Raw genomic sequence first — 19,681 nt, 5'->3', positions numbered from 1 at the left:
GAGGTTGCTATGCTGAGCAGAGTAGCTGAGTCCGTATATTGGATGAACCGATATATGGAGAGGGCGGAGAATTATTCCCGCTTCATTGACGTAAATTTTCAACTGTCCCTGGATCTGAACGAAGACGTAAATAGACAGTGGATGCCTCTCGTATTTACAACGGGCGACAACGAACTCTTTCAGAAAAAGTTCGCGGAAGCTTCGAAGGAAAACGTGATTCATTTTATGACCTTCGATACGGATAATCCGAATTCGATTATCAATTGTCTGGTCCGATCCAGAGAGAACGCAAGAACGATTCGAGAGAATATATCCACTCCTATGTGGGAAGTGATCAACGAATTCTATCTAAACTTTAAATCGAAAAAACATTTTTCCGATACGGATCTTTCCGCACTCAGTGAATTTTTTAAAACAATCCGAAATCAATGTCTTCTGTTTTACGGATGCCAAGAGGCTACGATTTCCCAAGACGAGGTTTGGTATTTCGCGCAGTTGGGTAGATTTTTGGAAAGAGCGGACAAGACGGCGCGTATCTTGGATATGAAGTATTTTATTCTTCTTCCTTCGCACGACGTTGGTTCCAATTTGGATCTTCTTCAATGGCTTTCCCTTTTGAAGTCCACGAGCGCGCACGAGATGTTCAATCGAATTTATCAGAAAATAACTCCGAAGAATATCGCGGAATTTCTGATTCTCGACAAACAGTTCCCGAGGGCGGTCCGTTTTTCCCTAAGGAAAATATTCGAAAGTTTGAAACTTTTAAGTGGAACCGATCACGACGAATATTCCTGCGAAGCGGAAAAAAGAGTGGGCGTTCTATTATCCGAACTCAGTTATACGTCCGTCGACGAAATTTTCAGTTCCGGTATGCACGAATATCTGGATCGTCTTCAACTTCAGATCAACGGCATTCATGATCGTATCGACGAACGTTATTTTCGATTGTAATCGATAGTTTTTTGGAATCGAAATTTAGGCGGAAAACAATCTATGTCCATTCGAGTCGCCCTTACGCACGAAACGACCTATTTATATGATCGAAAGATCACACTTTCTCCTCATGTGATTCGGCTTCGTCCGGCCCCGCATTGTAAAACGAATATCGTCTCGTACTCCTTAAAGGTGGAGCCGGAGAAACAATTTCTAAACTGGCAACAGGATCCGTTCGGAAACTTTCAGGCGAGACTCGTCTTTCCGGAGAAGACGGATAAACTTTCCGTCCTCGTGGACCTGATCGTCGATATGAAGGTCATCAATCCATTCGATTTTTTTGTAGAAGCGTACGCGGAGGATTATCCTTTTGAATATGAAGAAATTCTAAAATTAGAATTGGCTCCGTATCTGAGCGCTTCGGAAAACGGGACTCTTCTTCAATCTTATCTCAAAACGTTGCGTGCGGACGGGATCGTAGAGAAGAAAAGAATCATCGACTTTATCGTGGAGCTGAATCGAAGAATCTCGTCTGACATCGGTTATATCATTCGTTTGGAACCGGGTGTTCAGACTTGCGAGGATTCTCTTCAGAAAAGAACGGGTTCCTGTCGAGATTCTTCTTTTTTGCTGGTTCAAATTCTGAGGCATTTCGGTTTAGCGGCGAGATTCGTTTCCGGTTATCTCATCCAATTGAAAGCGGATCAAGCGCCTCTCGAAGGTCCGAAAGGTCCAGAGAAAGATTTTACCGATCTCCATGCCTGGGCCGAAGTCTTTCTTCCCGGAGCGGGATGGGTGGGAATGGATCCTACTTCCGGACTTCTTACGGGAGAGGGTCATATTCCGTTAGCCGCAACACCGGAGCCGATGAGCGCGGCGCCTATCTTCGGTTATGCGGACCCGGCGGAAACGAAGTTCGAGTTCCGAATGGAAGTGGAAAGAATTTCTGAAAGTCCACGAGTTACGCTCCCATACAACGAATCGAAATGGAACGACATTCTTAGACGAGGGAAGGCGCTCGATCATAAGATTCACGACCTCGGTCTGAAAATTTCGATCGGCGGGGAGCCGACTTTTATTTCAGACTTAGATCGGGAAGGAGCGGAGTGGAATCACGAAGCTTTAGGAGAAGAAAAGTTTAAACTCTCCAAAGAACTCATGTATCGTCTCAAAAAGGATTTCACTTCCGGTTCTCTTTTACAATTTTCCCAAGGGAAATGGTATCCCGGAGAACCGCTTCCTCGTTGGAGTATGAATTGTCTTTGGAGAAAAGACGAGATTCCCCTTTGGAAAGACGATTCGCTTTTGATCGACAATCCGGATTCTCCAAAAAAGAAAAGGGAAGAACTCGACGCTCATAAGGCCTCGGAGACACTCGCCTGCGCGATCTGTAGAACTCTCGGAATCGATCTTTCGTATATGATTCCGATGTACGAAGACAATCTCTATTATCTTTGGAAAGAGGCGAATCTTCCCTTCGAACTTGAAAAAAAACTCGCGACCGCTTTTGACACCCTCGAAAGACAGAGGTTGTTGAAGGTTCTGGATAAGGGATTTAAGAAGGAAGTCGCTTTTGCTATTCCAGTATATTATAATTATGTTAATAATCAATGGGAGAGTTCCGCCTGGGACTTTAGACGCGAAAAATTATTTTTGATTCCGGGTGATTCTCCCGCAGGTCTTCGAATCCCTTTCGCATCCATCAGCGATCGTTTTCGGGCGATTCCGGAATTTACCTCGATCGAAAAAAAGGAAACCCTTCCTTCTCGAAAAGTTTTAGAGGAAAGAATTCGTAAGAGAGTGGACGCTCCTCCGAAAATGTTCGGTGAAAAGGAATTACCGATCCAATCCACGTTAGTCGTCGAGGTCAGGGATGGAATTGTTCACGTATTCTTACCTCCCGTTCCCACGACAGACGTTTGGGTCGATTTGATCGCGAGCGTGGAGCAAGCGACTCTTGCTTCCGGTTTTCAAGTGCGTCTCGAAGGTTACGAGCCATCGAGCGACTCAAGAATCGGTTTGTTTCGAATCACACCCGATCCGGGAGTGATCGAAGTGAATCTTCATCCTTCTACTTCGTTCGCCGAACTCGAAAATAAAACGAAAGTTTTGTATGAAAGGGCATCGGAGACAAAACTCAGCACTGAAAAATTTCAAGTGGATGGAAGGGCTTCCGGTACAGGCGGAGGAAATCATATCACCGTAGGAGCTTTGACACCGGAAGAAAGTCCCTTTTTAATGCGACCTGATCTTTTGAGAAGTCTCGCGACGTATTGGCAACACCATCCTTCTCTCTCTTATTTATTCTCCGGCTTGTTTATCGGAACTACTTCTCAATCGCCTAGAATGGATGAAGGAAGGGAGGAGATTCTTTACGAGTTCGAAGTCGCTTGCAGACAGGTCGATAACTTGGAGAGCGTTCCTCCTTGGCTCGTGGATCGTCTTTTTAGAAATCTTCTCGTGGACATCACGGGCAACACACATCGTTCCGAAATCTCCATCGATAAACTTTATTCCCCAACCGGTTCAACCGGCCGTTTGGGTCTTGTGGAATTTCGCGCTTTCGAGATGCCACCTCACTATAAGATGAGTGTGGTTCAGCAAATGTTCGTATTGTCTCTGTTGTGTCGTTTTTGGGAGAAACCTTACAAACTTCCACCGATTCGAAGGGGAACCGAGCTTCATGACAAGTATCTCCTTCCGTTTTATGTTTGGGAGGATTTTAAGGACGTCCTAAGGGATTTAAAGGAACACGGTTATTCTTTTTATGAAGAAGACTTTATTCCATTTTTTGAATTTAGATTTCCTGAATATGGTCACGTTCAAAAAGACGGAATCAAAATCGAGGTTAGAATGGCTTTGGAACCCTGGGACGTGCTCGGGGAGGAAGCAAATTCTTTCGGAACTTCGAGAGCCGTAGATTCCGCTTTAGAACGAATTCAAGTGAGAGTGGAAGGCTGGACCGAAGGAAGATATGTCCTTTCCTGCAACGGATACGAGGTTCCGTTGAGAGCCACCGGAAAAAACGGGGAGGCAGTCGCAGGAGTTCGGTTTAAAGCGTGGGCTCCCGTTTTTACGCTACATCCGAATCTTCCGATCACCAATCCCCTCGTTTTCGATCTTTGGGATACCTGGAGCGAAAGATCTATCGGAGGATGTAAATATTTTATTTCCCATCCTGGCGGGAGATCATACGATACGTTTCCGGTGAATTCTTTCGAAGCGGAGAGCAGAAGAATCAGTCGTTTTTCGGATCTTGGACATACTGCGGGAATGACGCATCGTCCGAAAAATCTGTCACATCCGCATTCTCCTTATACCTTGGATCTGCGTTTAGCGCCCGGTCCGGGTTGGAAAAAAAAGACTTCGTAAAGAATCGCCAAAATGTACGGACTTTGAAAAATGGTTCAGAATTTTATGGTCAACCCAGCCAATGCGAGATTGAACCTTCGGGAAGGTTACAACCCGAATCCGTCTATTTATGACGAATTGTATGACGGAGAAGGCAAACTTAGGCCCAAATACGAATTCTTAATCAACTCCCTTGAATCCCTATCTCAGGAAGAATTGGTTCGAAGAAAACGAGATTCACTTCGAATTCTTCAGGAAAACGGTGTGACGTATAACGTCTATGAGGAACCCGGCGCCGTCGAACGTCTCTGGTCCTTGGATCTTTTTCCAGTACTAATGGAAAGCAAGGAATGGGAAGGAGTGGAACGAGGTCTCATTCAAAGAGCGGAACTTTTGGATGCGCTTTTTAAGGATGTCTATGGTCCTCGTAAACTTCTCTATGATAAAAAAATTCCTCCCGAAATTCTTTTTAGTTCTCCGGATTTTTTAAGACAATGCAACGGCTTCGGTCATTCGACTTCCAACGAACTTTGTTTTATGGCCTCCGATTTAGCGAGGCAGGAGAACGGAAACTTCGTCGTTCTCGGAGATCGAATTCAAGCACCGAGTGGATCCGGTTATTCGCTGGAGAATCGGATCGTTCTTTCCAGAATTTTTCCTTCGATCTATAGGGACTCTCAAGTTCACAGGGTCGCGCTTTACTTTCGTTCCTTGCGAAAGGCTCTCCAGTCTTTATCGAAGGTTCAAGAAAGAGAGCCTCTGATCGTCTTGTTGACTCCGGGGGCGGGGAATGAAACCTACTTTGAACACGCTTATCTCGCCGGTTATTTGGGATTCACTCTCGCACAAGCAGAAGATCTAACAGTAAGAAACAATTTTGTATTTATTAAAACCGTCGAAGGTCTGCAACAAGTAGACGTGATCTTTCGAAGGGTGGTGGACCTGTACATGGATCCGCTCGAACTCAAAGGAGATTCTCTTTTGGGTGTACCAGGAATTTTGAATGTGATTCGTGAGGGAAATGTCAGGGTCGCCAATCCGATCGGGTCCGGATTTTTGGAGAACAGAGCGATTCATCCGTTCTTGTCCTCTCTTTGTAGATATTATCTTTCCGAGGATTTGATTTTGCCTAACGTGCGGACTCTTTGGATGGGCAATTCGGAATCCAGACAAGAAGTCCTAGATTATCCGGATCGATTCGTTTTCAAACGAGCGGTGCGCGATCCTTTGGAACCGGGGGTGTTCCTTTCTTCTCTTCCGAATAGCGAAAGGGAATGGATTTGGAAAAAACTTTTTGCTCATCCGGAAAAATACGTGGCGCAAGAAATCGTGAACGGATCGACGTGTCCGGTTCTTTCCGGTGAAAGTTTCATCCAAGGGCGTTCCGTTTTTCGTGCGTTTACGACCCTTTCCGAAAACGGTTATATGACCATGTCAGGAGGGTTGGTGCGCGTCACCGAGAACGTTAACGATCTCGTCGTTACCAATCAGACCGGCGCTATCTCGAAAGATCTTTGGATCCTCGCCTCCGAAGAGAAAAAGGACGTTACTCTTCTTCCCGGAAAAACGGAAAGAATGCAGATCAAACGAAGCGGGGCCGGTATCCCGAGCCGAGTCGCGGATAATATGTTTTGGATGGGACGTTATGCGGAACGTTCCGAAAATCAGGCTCGATTGTTACGCGAAGTCATTTTGAATATGATTCACATGGACGAACCATATGAAAAGGATCACGTTCAACTTTTGCTTCAGATCGCGACTCATGTCACAGCAACGTATCCCGGATTCTTACAATTGAATTTGGAAGATCCTTTGAACGGTGCAAGGGAACAGATGTTTGCGCAGGTATTCTCGCATCAGCAAACGGGAAGTATTCGGTCCGACTTGAATGCGTACGTGCGTGCCTCCAAATCGGTAAGAGACCGACTTTCGGAAGACAGTCGTTATATTCTTTCCATGATCGAGACGGATGACGCGTTCAAATACGGTTCTTATGACGAAATCTTAGAATATCTCATCCTATTGATAACAAGACTCGCTTCCATGTCCGGTCTAGGAATTGAAAGTATGTCCCGTGAAACCGGTTGGTATTTTATGAACATCGGAAAAAGAATCGAGAGGGCGTCTTATACGATAAGACTCGTTACCACGGTTTTAAATCAATCCACGCTCTATAACAAAAGTATGTTCGAAGCACTCTTGAACATTAATGACATCAAGATCACGTATAGAAGAAGATACCGATATCGAATCGAAGCCGAGTCCGTTCTGGACATTCTTCTGTTTGACGAATCAAACCCTCGATCGTTGGCTTATCAGTTGAGAAAACTCGGCGAATATGTTTCTTATCTTCCCCATTCGGAAAAAGAAGAGGCAACAGCGGAAGAGAGGATCGTCTCCGAGGTTCGAAATCGTTTTATTCAAGAGGATGCAAAACGCCTTTTCGAATACGTCAATCCGTCTTTAAGCATCGTACGCTGGTTAAACGATATCAACTATCAGATCGCCTCCTTGTCGGATTCGGTTAGCGCCAGATATTTCCGTTACGTGGAAGAGCAGATTCAGCTTGGAGATTACAACAATGGCTGAATATACCGTGAAACACGTTACCCGATACAGCTATCAAGAGGAAGTTTCCCACTGTCATAATCTGGCGCATATGTGCCCGGTAACCAATCATCATCAGGATTGTAAGGATCTAAAACTCAGAGTTCATCCGGGACCGTCTGTCTCCGGTTATAGAAAAGACTATTTTGGAAATTTGGTTTATTCGTTTTCTGTGGAAGATTCTCATCAATCCTTAGAGATCGTTTCCGAGAGCAAGGTAAGTACACATCCGATCGATTACGGAGATCTGAATCATTCGCCGAGAGTCTCCGAGATTCCAACACTTCTGGCTTCCTCACACCTAAGGGAAGACTTGGAAGCTTTGGAATACATAGCCGATTCCGCTTTCGCGATTCGAGATCCTCTCTTTGCAAAGTTTGCGATAGAGATGATGGATTTTGAAAAACCGCTCTTGCAGGCGGTCATGGATTACACAGTTCGTTTTTATCAATCATTCGAATTCAAAGCGGGTGCAACTACGATACAAACTCCGCCCGCACAGGTTTTGAAAAATAGGAAAGGCGTTTGTCAAGATTTTACTCATCTTTCCATAGCGGCATTAAGGAGTGTGGGAATTCCTTGCAGATACGTCTCCGGTTATATCGAAACCTTTCCACCGCCCGGCCAGACGAAGCTCCAAGGTTCGGACGCCTCCCACGCTTGGTTTTCAATTTATTCTCCTGGAATCGGTTGGGTGGACTACGATCCTACGAACGGGAAAATGTTAAGCGAAGAATACATTTTTACCTCGATCGGTCGCGATTTTGCCGACGTTTCTCCTCTCAAGGGGATTCTATTCGGCGGGGGAAAGCACAAGTTGAAAGTAGAAGTGGATGTGATTCGAGAGTAAGTCATACGAAAAATGCACAGGACCTTTGAGTTAAGATTTCAAAGGTTGGAATTTTTGAGGGGAATTGATTTGTTAGATGGTTTGAATGGGAGGATTAGAAACCCGCAAGAGAATTTTTGCGTTTATACGAACTTCGACTAATTGTGGACATCGGAGTTTTTCTCCCTTGAAAACCGGCGTTTATACGAACTTCGACTAATTTTGGACACCGGAGTTTTTCTCCCTTGAAAACCGGCGTTTATACGAACTTCGACTAATTTTGGACATCGGAGTTTTCCCCTTGGTGTCCGGCGTTTATACGAACATCGGCTAATTGTGGACACCGGAGTTTTTCTACCTTGAAAACCGGCGTTTATACGAACTTCGACTAATTTTGGACATCGGAGTTTTTCTCCCTTGAAAACCGGCGTTTATACGAACTTCGACTAATTTTGGACACCGGAGTTTTTCTCCCTTGAAAACCGGCGTTTATACGAACTTCGACTAATTTTGGACATCGGAGTTTTCCCCTTGGTGTCCGGCGTTTATACGAACATTGGCTAATTGTGGACACCGGAATTTTCTCTTGAAATCTTGCGTTTACGCGAACCTCGGCTAACTGCGAACATCGGAGTTTCACTCTGAAGTTTTGCGCTTATGCGAACTTCAACTAACTGCGAAAGCCGAATCATCCTTGCCTTCTTGAATACATTGCCGATAAGGCGATAGGCATAAAGGCGCAAGGTCTTAAGTGGCATTTTCTAAAATATGAATCTGTTATTCTTATTATCTATAAAACATATCAGTTAGGAGCATGCGTTTTTCAAAAGTGGTGAATTGCTTTAATTAGAAATCTATTTTTATTTTTTGGGGGTTGAATCGTTCTTAATATCTCAAAATGGAGCAACCGTATGTATTAAAAAATTAGAATTGCGTTCTGCTATTAAAATTGATATTATTCAATATTTTATTTAACGTAATGAAAAGGAATGTAAGAATATAATAAATTAGAATATTCTAAAAATCTAAATTAATTTTCTAAAACGAACATAGAAAGGATCATAACCCATATTTTTCCAAAAAGAAACCGCATTCTCATTCTCTGCGATCGCTCTCAATTCTACGCTTTGAAATCCTTGTTCTTTTGCCCACGACTCACAGGAAAGGACGAGAGGTTTCATGAAACCGGATTTTTGCTTTCCTCGTTTGGTAACGGCTAAATCGATAAAGAGAGTTTTGTTTTCCTCTAAATAGGGTTTCTCTTCGGTCCGAGCGATGAGAAGAGAAACCAATTCTTCGCCTAAGAAACCGCCAAGAAGAAGCACCTTCCCTGTTCCCCGGAGTTTTAAATAGACATCCACCATTTTAGTTCCGGCCCTCGGACGGATTTTAAAAACACCGTCTAACGTGAGGGAATTTAACATACGAAAGAACTGATTTACGAGTTCGATCGCGCTTTCTCTGTGTTCGGGGAGTAGGTTGCCGATTTGAAACGGTTCGGAAAGTTTTTTGGTTTTAGCCATTTGATAAAAATTTTTCTTTCTTAAATTCTTAGAAAAGAAACTAGGTTTGAAAGATATTCAATTTGAACCTAGTTTCTTTTCAAGAAGAAGTTTAGATGTCTTGGAACCTTTTTTATCTTATCTTTCTTCTTTTCCGATTAAGACTCGTTTCATTTTTTCAAGAAGAGGAAAGCCGAAATGAGTCAGCAAAATGACAAAAAGAAGAGAGAATGAAAGAAGGAAGTAGTATTTTATAGTCCATTCTAAAGCGACTTTTATCCTATGGAGGATGCTGATTCTTTCGCTTGGAGAAGATTTATTTTCAAAAATTGTTATGAGAACTGTGCAGAATTCATTTTCAGAATCATATTCTCCCAGGCTGATCCCTAACCTCTGAATTTCGTCTTCGATCTCTAAAATACGATTTTCTAGATTAATAAACTCATCGATTCTTCCGCCTTTGCTTTTTAAGCTCGAAAGCGAATTTCGAATTTTTAGAAGAGATTCTTTTTTTGCCTGAAGATCTTTGTATTCGTTTGTTTTATCTTTTTTATCAATCGTAAGGAGAAGGGTTTTACCAATTTTTTTGAATTCATTTACGAGTTCGTCGAATTTTTCGGGAGGAACTCCGACGGCTAACTTAATAATACGATTTCGGCTCTCTTTTAATCCGGCACTGTTTTCGTATTGTATGATTGATGCTGAAGAATTTACGAGGTCTCTTACTTTCTTTTCGTCGCTTTCAATTTCAGAGGATTGAGTTTCTAACGTTGCGACTTTTTCGTATTTTTGGTCAAAACTTTTAGGAATTCCATTACCTTCCTGTCGAATTTTCTTCGAAGCAATGTTCTGTTTCACATAAGTCGACTCTCGCGTTTGCGAGGGAAGAATGTTTGTCGAGGAATCCGCTTCTGAAGAGTAGGATACATATCCATAGATAAGCCTAAAGCAAAAGAGGAAGGCGAAAACTGAAATGGCTATGATCAAACCTTTGGAAAAATTTTTATTCATGCTCTTATCCTAATATAAGTTGTATTCTTACGTTTATCCATTTTAGAATCTAAGACCGTGGTTCTCAAAAATTCTTTGCACTTTCGCTATAAAAAAAGCAAATATAAGAATGGGATCGTTCTTTTTTGAGGAGTTACGATTTTAGAAAATACTCAAAAAATCAAACGATAGAATTTTGTTACGATTGGATATTCGAAATCCTTGGAAATCTTATTTCCGTCTTTTCAAGTCCGTTTGAAAGATTTCTGATTCGATCTTTATGTGAAAAGAATTCTGTTTTGACCTTTGACTCTTTTCATTCATAAGATTTTGTTTGGTTTTATAAGGGAAGAGTTGTGTTTTTATGAAATTCCTATAAAGACCAAGAAGGGAGGTATAAATATTTTGATGCGGAAAGTCATTGTTCGATTTCGTTAGCGTAGGGGTGTCCGTATTTTTTTTCCGGAGGTTTCTAATCTCTCTATAGTTTAAGATTAATTTTAGGAAGATCTTCATTACAATTCAGTTTTGCCGCGGTTATACGAAGTTCGTATAACCGCGGTAGAAGCTTTGACGAGAAACCAAATCACTCAATATGCGAAGTTCGTATAAACGCGGTCGAAGCTCTAACGAGAAACCAAATTCCTCGATATGCGAAGTTCATTTAAATGCGGTCGAAGCTCTAACGAGAAACCAAATTCCTCGATATGCGAAGTTCGTATAAACGCGGTAGAAGCTTTAACGAGAAACCAAATCCCTCAATATGTGAAGTTCGTATAAACGCGGTAGAAGCTTTAACGAGAAACCAAATCCCTCAATATGTGAAGTTCGTATAAATGTGTTAGACCATTTAGGGGGAAACCGAAGTTAGGCGAAGTGGTCACTTCTTTCTTCGGCGTTTCCTTTCGAATCTGTTTTTGAAATCATTTTGCCAACTCTTCAATTCAGCTTCGACTGGGAGTGAAGGGGAAAGAAAATTCTTCCATTTACCTGAATATGCAGTTAATATCAGATCAGCTACGGTAAATGGCTTCTTGTTTTTATTAAAATAACTTGGTCTATATGCCAAATTCAAAACAGTATCGATCCTAAATAATTTAAGGACTTGGTTCAGTATCGAACTCAGTAGAACAAGTGGCAAATGACAAAAAAGAAATAATCCTCGCCAAAGTGTAAGATCGCCTTCTTCGTTAAAATATTCTTTGAAGTTAAAAGAGGTCCAATCTATTCGGATGGAGCGGTTGATATCTTTAAAGAAGTCATCAAAATCATCTCCATCTAACCCAAGATCGTGATTCAAGGACATATTAAAATCTATCCTCTCGATTCTCTCTGCCCTATTTCGGGCAATACATAAAAGTATCCTCTTAGCGACTAAAAACATCCTTTTCTTTTCATACTCATCATATTGCATACGCTAATTTCCGTTACTGTTTCGACTAACTCGTCAACATCGGAAGTTCGTCTAAACCCGTCAATGCCATTCCACTTGAGACACACGTTGTTTTATTTTTGAAATTCGTATAATCGCGAACCTATCTCCTTTGCGAAACTCAAGCCGATCGACTTCACGAAATTCGTAATACTCTCAATCTTAGCGGCTATGTGTAAGGAACGGTCAAGGATAGCTTGAATCTAAGTTGCTGTGTAATGAAATCGTTTGCGAACGGACTTGGTACAAGAACTACCGGAATGTGATCTGCCTCGAGTCGCGGTGAGTGAGTTTCCAACGATTTGGCGCGATTCTTCTCCAGGTATTAAGTTACCTTGAGGGACGTCGATATGCTTGCACTGTGAGAATGATCCCAATGAGGATAAGGATCATTTCGACAACGAGAACTACGTTATCGTTTCTGAACTGCGCTTTGTAACTCTGCGGAAAAAAGATCCGAGTCAGTCCCATCAGGATTCCTGCCCACCCAACAAAAGTGAGAAGAACCGGCCACTGGAGCGCCCAGACGTTGTGCGAACGGACAATGGCAAGGCCTGCTGTGAAGATCAGGATTCCGGACAAATAAACGAGGGGAGTAATCTGTTCGATATACAATGTAGGATTCCAAAACCGCAACTCGGCGGTAACCATTACAGTGAGAACGGGACCTACTATTGCGGCAATTTTTCTAGAATTATCTATATTCATTAGAGATTCCTTGGGTTATTCCTTTGTATAACGTTTCCAAGATTGTCGATCACGAACTACGGCGTACGTCCTTATCTAAATCAAAGGCGGTGCTGATTGTTCCAAAGTGGAATCGCTTATCTCGTGTTCGTCGTTGTAATCCTTTTCCTTTCTAATTTTCGATGGAGTATCGTAGATATAAGAATAGGAAGTGATCTGATAAAAAGTATTTTTTTCCAGTTGGCACTTTGGATTCTTTTTGGAAATAAAGAAAAGACGGGAATCGTAATTTTCAATCTAGTTTATTTTCGATGAATTCGTTGAGTTCTGAAATGGATTTTAATTGATACAATGTCTTTCCTTTGGCTTTTGTTTTGAGTTTATCCAAAAAATCGGAAGTCCAGAATGAAGGGGAAAGTCTAAGATATTTCCAACTCGAGAGAGTTCCTTTCAAGACGGAACTACCTTTTGGCCATCCTTCCGGTTTGACAAAAGGACTTTTGAGTAACCGCTTCGTGGTTAACCAATAGTGTTGCCAATAAGGTAAATCAACGTAAACGAGTGTATCGGCGAAATCCATTCTCATCCAAAAAGATTCTAAGGTTCCGAAGCCCTCAATGATCCAGTTTTCTTTGTTTAAAAGGTCTCTATGAGATTCATTGTACTCTTCGATGGGTTTTTTTGTGCCATCTGTATTATATTCAATTAAATCTAAGGGATATAATTTGATTCCTAAAGTCGTCGCCAATTTCTTGCTCAGTGTAGACTTTCCGCCGCCCGGTTTACCAAAGACTGCTATTCGTTTCATCTCATTTTACTCCTAAAAAAGGTAGGCTGTTTTTTTAAGTGATTCCAATATTTGATTTCGTTATTTGGCGAAGCCCAAGCAAGAGGCGCGGATACGATCCCGATGCGCCGCGACAATTTTTAGTTAGTCGACGCGCTTAAATTCTACATGCTTGTTATCATTTAGAAAGTGATCAACAGATCCTTTTATCAAATTATTTGGAAATTGATTTTTTGCGACGTGATTACGAATCACAATATAATTTTTTCCATCACGATTCAATTTCGATAAAATTTCGTAAGGATTAAAAATTATCCCTGAAATATAATTATAAGAATCATTAAGAAAAGAATCCGTTGGTATAGAAGATTGGTTTGATTTAATCACCGCAGTTCTTTTCTCATAAGAAACACTAAAATTATCCGGATTATCTAATGGTACGGAATAAGAAGATCTCCCTAATGGATATACAGCCTTAACGATATCGGGGCATTCCGTATAAGCATCTACCAAACTTTGCTTTCCTCCTGATACAACGATAAGGAAAGGATCCATTGGCGATACTATTTCTTTTTTTAGCCATTTTTGATATTGTCCCGATTTATCCGTAATGGCACTCGTATATCTTAGAATCTTTTCCTCTTCGTGAAATGAGTTATAATACCCATCAGAAGGAGGATTCTTTTCCCAATTATCAGGTTGCAAACATTCAATAATAATTGTTCTGGTTTCGATTTGGAGAATTATATCTGGACCCTCCGGCTGAGGTTTTATTATCTTTCTCTCCTGATCATGAAAAAGATTCAAAAGTTGAATCATCCAGATAAAATTAGAAAAAGTCTTTAAAAGTTCGCCGGCTATTTTTTCTTCACTGTCCGGTAAATAGTCATAAACTTTTTCTATTTATTTAAATATTTCTTCCTTTGAATGAAAATAAATTAGGTTTTTCTCTTCAAATTCTTTTGAATTAATGATTTCTTTAATAAGTTTCATCTTTAAGCATGCAACTGACGAGACGATACACGAAGTTCGTATAAACGCGCCGTTACAGCAGCAAATCCGGTGCGAGACTCACCTTACACGATATCCGAGGTTCGTATAAACGCGCCGTCCGTAGCTCCAATACAGAACTCATGTTGCACGATATGCGAAGTTCGTATAAACACGCAGTCGAAGCTCCAACACAAAATTCATGTTGCATGATATGCAAAGTTCGAATAAACGCGTGGTCGTAGCTCCAGCGCAAGACTCAAGTTGCACGATATCCGAGGTTCGTATAAACGCGCGGTCGTAGCTCCAACACAGAACTCAAGTTGCACGATATCCGAAGTTCGCATAAACGCGCGGTCGTAGCTCCAACACAGAACTCATGTTGCACGATATGCGAAGTTCGCATAAACGCGCGGTCGTACCTCCAACACAGAATTCACCTTACACGATACACAAAGTTCGCATAAACGCGCGGTCTTCACTCCGACGTAAGACTCACCTTACACGATACACGAAGTTCGCATAAACGCGCGGTCTTCACTCCGACGTAAGACTCACGTTACACGATATGCGAAGTTCGTATAAACGCGCCGTCAAAAACTCCGAAAAACGACTCAGGTTGCACGATATCCGGATCTAACTAAAATATCGTTTGGCATTCCATAAAAAGCTGTTCTTTCCGAAAGTTCAAAATTCTCCGAAAAAAAATCACAATCTCTCGAACAACCAAGTTGCAAGTTTGTCAACAGAAACTCTTTCTTGAGACATGCTGTCCCGTTCTCTTACGGTGACTGTGTTGTCTTTTAGAGTATCATAATCTACTGTTATACAAAAAGGAGTTCCAATCTCGTCTTGTCTTCTGTATCTTTTCCCGATCGCGCCTCCGTCGTCGTATTCGATGTTGCCGAGTTTTGCGAGATCCGCAAAGATCTCTCTGGATTTTTCCGGAAGACCGTCTTTTTTCATCAGAGGAAATACGGCGGCTTTTACGGGAGCGATCTTGGGAGAAAAACGAAGAACGGTTCGGACTTCTCCGTCGGGAAGTTTTTCCTCTTCGTAAGCGTCGGTTACGACCGCGAGAAAAAGCCGATTCACACCTAACGCGGGTTCAACGACAAAAGGAACGAACTTCTTATTTTGAACCTGGTCTTGATACTTCAGGTCTTCTCCGGAAAATTTTTGGTGTTGGTTTAGATCGTAGTCGGTCCTGGAAGCGATTCCCCAGAGTTCACCCCAGCCGAAGTTGTATTTGAATTCTATATCCGAGGTTCCTTCGCTGTAGAAGGATAATTCTTCTTTCTCGTGTTCCCTCACTCTTAGGTTTTCTTTTTTGATTCCTACCTGATCGGTGAGCCATTTCATACAATAATCCACCCAGTGTTTGAACCATTCTTTCTGAGTTCCGGGTTCGCAGAAGAATTCCATCTCCATCTGTTCGAATTCTCTCGTTCGAAAGACGAACTGACGAGCCATGATTTCGTTTCGGAATGACTTTCCAATCTGAGCGATTCCAAAAGGAATCTTTCTTCTGGTCGTTGAGACCACATTCTTAAAATTTAAAAAGATACCTTGGGCGGTTTCAGGACGAAGATAGATATCCAATGCGTCTTCCGCGCTCGCTCCGTGAGAGGTCTTGAACATCAGATTGAAGTCCCTCGCTTCGGTGAACGTTCCCCTTTGTCCGCAGTTCGGGCAGGCGAAATTGTTTTCCTTGATCACCTCGTTCATCTTCTCCAAAGTGAGACCGGTCGCAAAACCTTCTCCCTTTTGGTCTTCCAGGAACTTGTCCGCGCGGATTCGGGTCTTACAATTCTTACAATCGATCAAGGGATCGGTGAAGTTGGAAACGTGTCCGGACGCTTCCCAGACTTTTGGGTTGAGAAGAATGGAAGAATCCAGTCCGACGACGTCTTCTCTTAAGTGAACAAAATACTTCCACCAGAGTTGTTTTAAGTTTTGGAGAAGTTCGACTCCGTAAGGACCGTAATCGAAGGTGTTTGAGAGTCCTCCGTAAATTTCAGAACCGGGATAGACAAACCCTCTACGTTTACAGACGGATACGATTTCCTTCAAAGAGGAATCGAGACTTTCTTTCTTTTCCATGTGCCCAGGATTTTGCTCTGGATTCGGGAATAAAGTATTTTAATTCTCTCTTTGGAAGGATTTCTTGTTTGCCTGCGCTCCTTCCTCGGGTCGAATGGTTGATAGAAATCCGTTTTGCAGCGTCCAAGGAGACCTTGCCTGAAAAAGAAACTAGTCATCTTCGGTGTCAATTTCTTGTCCTGGAGTTCCCCCTTTCTGGGTCTGGGAATCTTTTTTCCTTTGGGGGTTCTCTTTGCCTTTCCAAAGGGAAAAGAAATCCGTTCCTCCGCTTTTGGATCTCTCCTCTTTCAGATCTTCTGCTGGAGTATTCTTTATCCTCTGGAAATTTCCGCGATCCTCTTTCCCGTTGTAGAAGCCTTCGTTCGTTCTCTCGTAATGGAATTGGGAGAATGGTTGATCGGGTTCTACGTCTTGATCGGGTTGATTCTTCTTTTTGCACATTCTTCTTCACTTCGAAAAGAAAGGGAACGTCAGTCGAAATCGAAACGTGGAAAGGTGGTCGAGGAAGAAAAGATCGAAAGATTTCACTTTAAGATTCTTGTTCTTCTCGTGGCGGGTTATCTTACGTCCAAGCTCGTCTTTCAAGATCCGTATCGTCTGGAATACGGTCAGTTAGGAATCGTAGAAGACAGCTTTTTGTATTTTTTCTCCGTCCTCATCGCAGGAGACACGCTCCTCAGTCGAGGCAAACCGTTCTTTCTTTTTCGAAGACCTTGGAGAATGTTTGAAAAACAGACGCGCGTCGCGCGCTTCTCAGGCTTTCAGGGAGAATGGGGTCGCAGAAAGGAAAAATACGCCAAGTTAAGAGATTGGATCTTTCCGGGATGGGGACATATCTATCTCGGAAATCTCTGGAAGGGATTTTCGATACTCTTTTTGTTTCTTCTCTTACTTTTGTTTTTTGCGACTGCTTTTTTCTCCTGGCTCGAACCGGCGCACGGAATCCGTTTCCTTATGTCCATGGGTTTGAAACCGGGGATCCGAGATCAGAAATTTTTTGCGATCGCTTCGAGTGTTGTACCGGCGCTCGTGATTCTTACGGGTATCGTCGGGATTCATCTTCTTTCCCGGTTTCTTCTGAATCGAACGATCCAAACAAAGCCTGAGTCCGAAGAAACAAGCCCGAGAACCGTATTCATTAGTAATCTCTCATACAGTATTCTTCTTCATTTGATTTTGATTTCCCTGGTTTTGATCATTCCCGTGACACTTCAGAGAAAGAAGGAACAGAAAGAACAGGAAAGACAAAGAACTCATTTTACTCCGGAGAATCTGGAATTCTACTTTATCGATCCCAATCTTCCGGACCAAGTCGAAGGTTTGAACGGAGGAGTCGTTTCGGGAACCGAAACTCCGACTCAAAAAGAAGGGGATAAAATTCCGGACGACAAACCCGCGGACGAGGGAAGGGTCAAAGGGGAAGTCCGCCAGGTTCGAGGAAAAAAATTACCTTCGACGTATTCGAATTATATCTCCGCGAAGATGAGAGGTCCCGAATCCTTTATGGAATATTGGAGAAGGGCTCCTAAAAACTATTCTTCCGTCGTCGCTTATACGGTAACCCCCGACGGAGAAGTCGTGGACGTGGACCTTGTGGAAGCCTCCGGTTATCCAGAACAAGATCAGATGACCTTGGAACTCATAGAAAGTCTTTCTCCTCTCATGCCGCCTCCGGGAACGAAAGGATATGTAAGAGTCACGGAACTTTTTTGGAACGGAAGTATCGATCCGGAAGCGATGCCGACCCCGCTTCAGAAGGAACTCGTGATGATGTATGACGGACGTTATATGGAGGAACTATGAACGTAGACGTTGCACTCCTCGGGTTTGTCTCCATTCTTCCTTGGGGATTCTTCTTGATCCTTCTTTTTCCGGGAAAGAATACTCCGCAGAGAATATTCATAATTCTTCTCGCGCTTTTTTTGGGTTATCTTTCCACCGAGATCGTTTTAAAGTTACATCCGATCTTTTGGCCGGACGTGAAGATGGCCGCTCCCAAAAGAGCGGGACATATCCTCACACAAACGGCTCACATCGCGTTCATCCAAGCGGGGATGATGGAAGAATTTTGTAAGGGAATATTGATTCTTTTTGCGGGACTTCTTCTCGCGTTTGATTGGAAGACTTACACGTTTCGTAAAGAAATGGTTTTGATCGGAGGATTTGTCGCGCTCGGATTTGCAGGAATCGAAAACGCGAATTACATCTTCAACGCGAAGGAAGAAGATAGAATTGCGATGTTCGTCGGTCGGACGATTCGATCTTCGAACGCTCACTTTCTCATCAATCTTTGTTTTGCCCTTGCCTTCGTAAAATCGAATCGAAAGGAACCGAGAGAAAAAACGGTCTATCTTTTTTTGGCGTTTTTACTCGCGGTCTCTCAACACGGACTCTTCAACTTTTTTGTTCTTCCTCAATCTCGTTTTGGAGGATGGCTTTCCACGGCGCTCTTCATCGGAATCTGGGTCTGGATCGTAAAAGACTTTCGGACATACATCTCTGAGGACGAAATCCTAGATGACAGAGTGGTCGACGCGGAAATTTTGGATACGACCCGGGAAACAAGTTGAGATACAGAGAAATCATTCTAACCATACCGAAAGAAATCGCGGACGATTTTACAAACTTCTTAGACGAGGCGGGAGTCGCAGGATACTACGAGATCCTCTTTGATCGGGAAGTGCCGCGCGCTCCCGACGAGGAAATCATTTCGGACGATACCAAGTTTCGCGTTTATTTGGCGGAAGAAGACAAGGAGAATGAAACCAAAATTCTTATCTTCTTAAAGGTGAACGCCGGAGAAAACTTCTTCTTAGAATCCCGCTGGATCGAGACAAAAGAATACGAAGAAGCGTATAAAGAATTTTATAAACCCTTCGTGATCGGATCCTATCGTGTGATTCCGACTTGGGAAAAAGACATCGCGGTCAGCACCACACCGCCCGGGATCATTCCTTTGCTCATCAATCCGGGACTAGCATTCGGAACAGGACATCACGAAACTACGCGCCTGGTTTTGGGAAGAATGGGAAACCTCGGACTTTCCGGAAAACGTGTGTTAGACGTGGGAACCGGCTCTGGAATTTTGAGCGTGGCCGCCGCAAAGTCGGGAGCGTCTCATATCCTCGCGGTCGACATCGATCCGAACGGAGTGAGATCCGCGACCTTCAATCGGGACGACAACGAAATATCCCCCGAGATTTTAAAAGTGGAAGAGGGCGGTTTCGACTTTGAGCCGATCCAAAAAGAAGAATGGGATCTGCTCATCGCAAACATCACCTTTGCAGTATTAAAAGCGAATATTCAAAAAATTGCATCTGTAAAAACGCATCATTTTCTCTTTAGCGGCGTGATCACGGAAAGAAAGGAAGAATTTATAAAACTCCTAACAGAAGTTGTGGGCGGAGAAGGCGTATTCTTTCAAGAAGACACGGGCTGGGAATTGATCGAATGGAAAAGAAAAGGATAAA

Annotated in this window: 14 protein-coding genes; 7 read left to right on the top strand and 7 right to left on the bottom strand. The window is 42.8% G+C overall.

All coding sequences use genetic code 11. The features are described from left to right. The first annotated feature begins 9 nt into the window (after positions 1-9). The 4 genes from DLM75_RS20545 to DLM75_RS20530 are packed head-to-tail and all read left to right on the top strand — an operon-like array spanning position 10 to position 7,741. The gene (locus DLM75_RS20545) at positions 10-951 is read left to right on the top strand and encodes an alpha-E domain-containing protein (RefSeq protein WP_118970376.1); all 942 of its coding nucleotides are present in this window, start codon (positions 10-12) and stop codon (positions 949-951) included. Positions 952-993: 42 nt separating this feature from the next. After that, positions 994-4,305 (top strand): transglutaminase family protein, encoded by a 3,312-nt coding sequence (locus tag DLM75_RS20540; RefSeq protein WP_118970375.1) that lies wholly within the window; start codon positions 994-996, stop codon positions 4,303-4,305. A gap of 30 nt (positions 4,306-4,335) precedes the next feature. Continuing rightward, complete coding sequence (locus DLM75_RS20535; protein ID WP_241548001.1) at positions 4,336-6,873, top strand: circularly permuted type 2 ATP-grasp protein; 2,538 nt, start codon at positions 4,336-4,338, stop codon at positions 6,871-6,873. After that, on the top strand, positions 6,866-7,741 hold the full coding sequence (locus DLM75_RS20530; protein WP_118970374.1) for a transglutaminase family protein: 876 nt from the start codon (positions 6,866-6,868) through the stop codon (positions 7,739-7,741). Before DLM75_RS20535 ends, DLM75_RS20530 begins: the two co-directional genes overlap by 8 nt. A 1,004-nt stretch (positions 7,742-8,745) precedes the next feature. Here DLM75_RS20530 and DLM75_RS20525 read toward each other — a convergent pair. The 7 genes from DLM75_RS20525 to DLM75_RS20485 form a co-directional block, all read right to left on the bottom strand. After that, positions 8,746-9,243, bottom strand: a complete 498-nt coding sequence (locus DLM75_RS20525; RefSeq protein WP_118970373.1) for a GNAT family N-acetyltransferase — start codon at positions 9,241-9,243, stop codon at positions 8,746-8,748. Between the two features lie 117 nt (positions 9,244-9,360). After that, positions 9,361-10,080 (bottom strand): DUF4349 domain-containing protein, encoded by a 720-nt coding sequence (locus DLM75_RS20520; protein WP_158586498.1) that lies wholly within the window; start codon positions 10,078-10,080, stop codon positions 9,361-9,363. Between the two features lie 1,012 nt (positions 10,081-11,092). Then, the gene (locus tag DLM75_RS20510) at positions 11,093-11,626 is read right to left on the bottom strand and encodes a DUF1493 family protein (protein WP_118970370.1); all 534 of its coding nucleotides are present in this window, start codon (positions 11,624-11,626) and stop codon (positions 11,093-11,095) included. A 348-nt stretch (positions 11,627-11,974) separates the two neighbouring features. Beyond that, complete coding sequence (locus tag DLM75_RS20505; RefSeq protein ID WP_118970369.1) at positions 11,975-12,352, bottom strand: hypothetical protein; 378 nt, start codon at positions 12,350-12,352, stop codon at positions 11,975-11,977. A 271-nt stretch (positions 12,353-12,623) separates the two neighbouring features. Further along, the gene (locus DLM75_RS20495; protein WP_118970367.1) at positions 12,624-13,139 is read right to left on the bottom strand and encodes a P-loop NTPase family protein; all 516 of its coding nucleotides are present in this window, start codon (positions 13,137-13,139) and stop codon (positions 12,624-12,626) included. Positions 13,140-13,262: 123 nt separating this feature from the next. Further along, on the bottom strand, positions 13,263-13,925 hold the full coding sequence (locus DLM75_RS20490) for a hypothetical protein (RefSeq protein WP_147456676.1): 663 nt from the start codon (positions 13,923-13,925) through the stop codon (positions 13,263-13,265). A gap of 891 nt (positions 13,926-14,816) precedes the next feature. After that, on the bottom strand, positions 14,817-16,211 hold the full coding sequence (locus DLM75_RS20485) for a glycine--tRNA ligase (protein ID WP_118970365.1): 1,395 nt from the start codon (positions 16,209-16,211) through the stop codon (positions 14,817-14,819). A 174-nt stretch (positions 16,212-16,385) separates the two neighbouring features. On the opposite strand from DLM75_RS20485, the gene DLM75_RS20480 reads away from it, so the two are divergent. From DLM75_RS20480 to DLM75_RS20470, 3 genes are read left to right on the top strand one after another with little or no spacing between them, the layout of a single operon-like run. Beyond that, positions 16,386-18,014, top strand: a complete 1,629-nt coding sequence (locus DLM75_RS20480) for an energy transducer TonB family protein (RefSeq protein WP_118970364.1) — start codon at positions 16,386-16,388, stop codon at positions 18,012-18,014. Next, positions 18,011-18,781, top strand: coding sequence for a PrsW family glutamic-type intramembrane protease (locus DLM75_RS20475; RefSeq protein WP_118970363.1), 771 nt, complete (start codon positions 18,011-18,013; stop codon positions 18,779-18,781). The genes DLM75_RS20480 and DLM75_RS20475 overlap by 4 nt, the downstream gene beginning before the upstream one ends. Then, on the top strand, positions 18,778-19,680 hold the full coding sequence (locus DLM75_RS20470) for a 50S ribosomal protein L11 methyltransferase (protein WP_118970362.1): 903 nt from the start codon (positions 18,778-18,780) through the stop codon (positions 19,678-19,680). Before DLM75_RS20475 ends, DLM75_RS20470 begins: the two co-directional genes overlap by 4 nt. Position 19,681: the final 1 nt, after the last annotated feature.

The sequence above is a fragment of the Leptospira stimsonii genome, assembly GCF_003545885.1.
GTDB classification, from domain to species: Bacteria; Spirochaetota; Leptospiria; order Leptospirales; family Leptospiraceae; genus Leptospira; species Leptospira stimsonii.
This window is presented reverse-complemented; position numbering and strand designations above follow the sequence as displayed.

What these genes read in the sequence shown, in the direction of transcription:
- DLM75_RS20545 (WP_118970376.1), top strand. Translation starts at nt 10, where the DNA reads ATGCTGAGCAGAGTAGCTGAGTCCGTATATTGGATGAACCGATATATG.
- DLM75_RS20540 (WP_118970375.1), top strand. Translation starts at nt 994, where the DNA reads ATGTCCATTCGAGTCGCCCTTACGCACGAAACGACCTATTTATATGAT.
- DLM75_RS20535 (WP_241548001.1), top strand. Translation starts at nt 4,336, where the DNA reads ATGGTTCAGAATTTTATGGTCAACCCAGCCAATGCGAGATTGAACCTT.
- DLM75_RS20530 (WP_118970374.1), top strand. Translation starts at nt 6,866, where the DNA reads ATGGCTGAATATACCGTGAAACACGTTACCCGATACAGCTATCAAGAG.
- DLM75_RS20525 (WP_118970373.1), bottom strand. Translation starts at nt 9,243, where the DNA reads ATGGCTAAAACCAAAAAACTTTCCGAACCGTTTCAAATCGGCAACCTA.
- DLM75_RS20510 (WP_118970370.1), bottom strand. Translation starts at nt 11,626, where the DNA reads ATGCAATATGATGAGTATGAAAAGAAAAGGATGTTTTTAGTCGCTAAG.
- DLM75_RS20505 (WP_118970369.1), bottom strand. Translation starts at nt 12,352, where the DNA reads ATGAATATAGATAATTCTAGAAAAATTGCCGCAATAGTAGGTCCCGTT.
- DLM75_RS20495 (WP_118970367.1), bottom strand. Translation starts at nt 13,139, where the DNA reads ATGAAACGAATAGCAGTCTTTGGTAAACCGGGCGGCGGAAAGTCTACA.
- DLM75_RS20485 (WP_118970365.1), bottom strand. Translation starts at nt 16,211, where the DNA reads ATGGAAAAGAAAGAAAGTCTCGATTCCTCTTTGAAGGAAATCGTATCC.
- DLM75_RS20475 (WP_118970363.1), top strand. Translation starts at nt 18,011, where the DNA reads ATGAACGTAGACGTTGCACTCCTCGGGTTTGTCTCCATTCTTCCTTGG.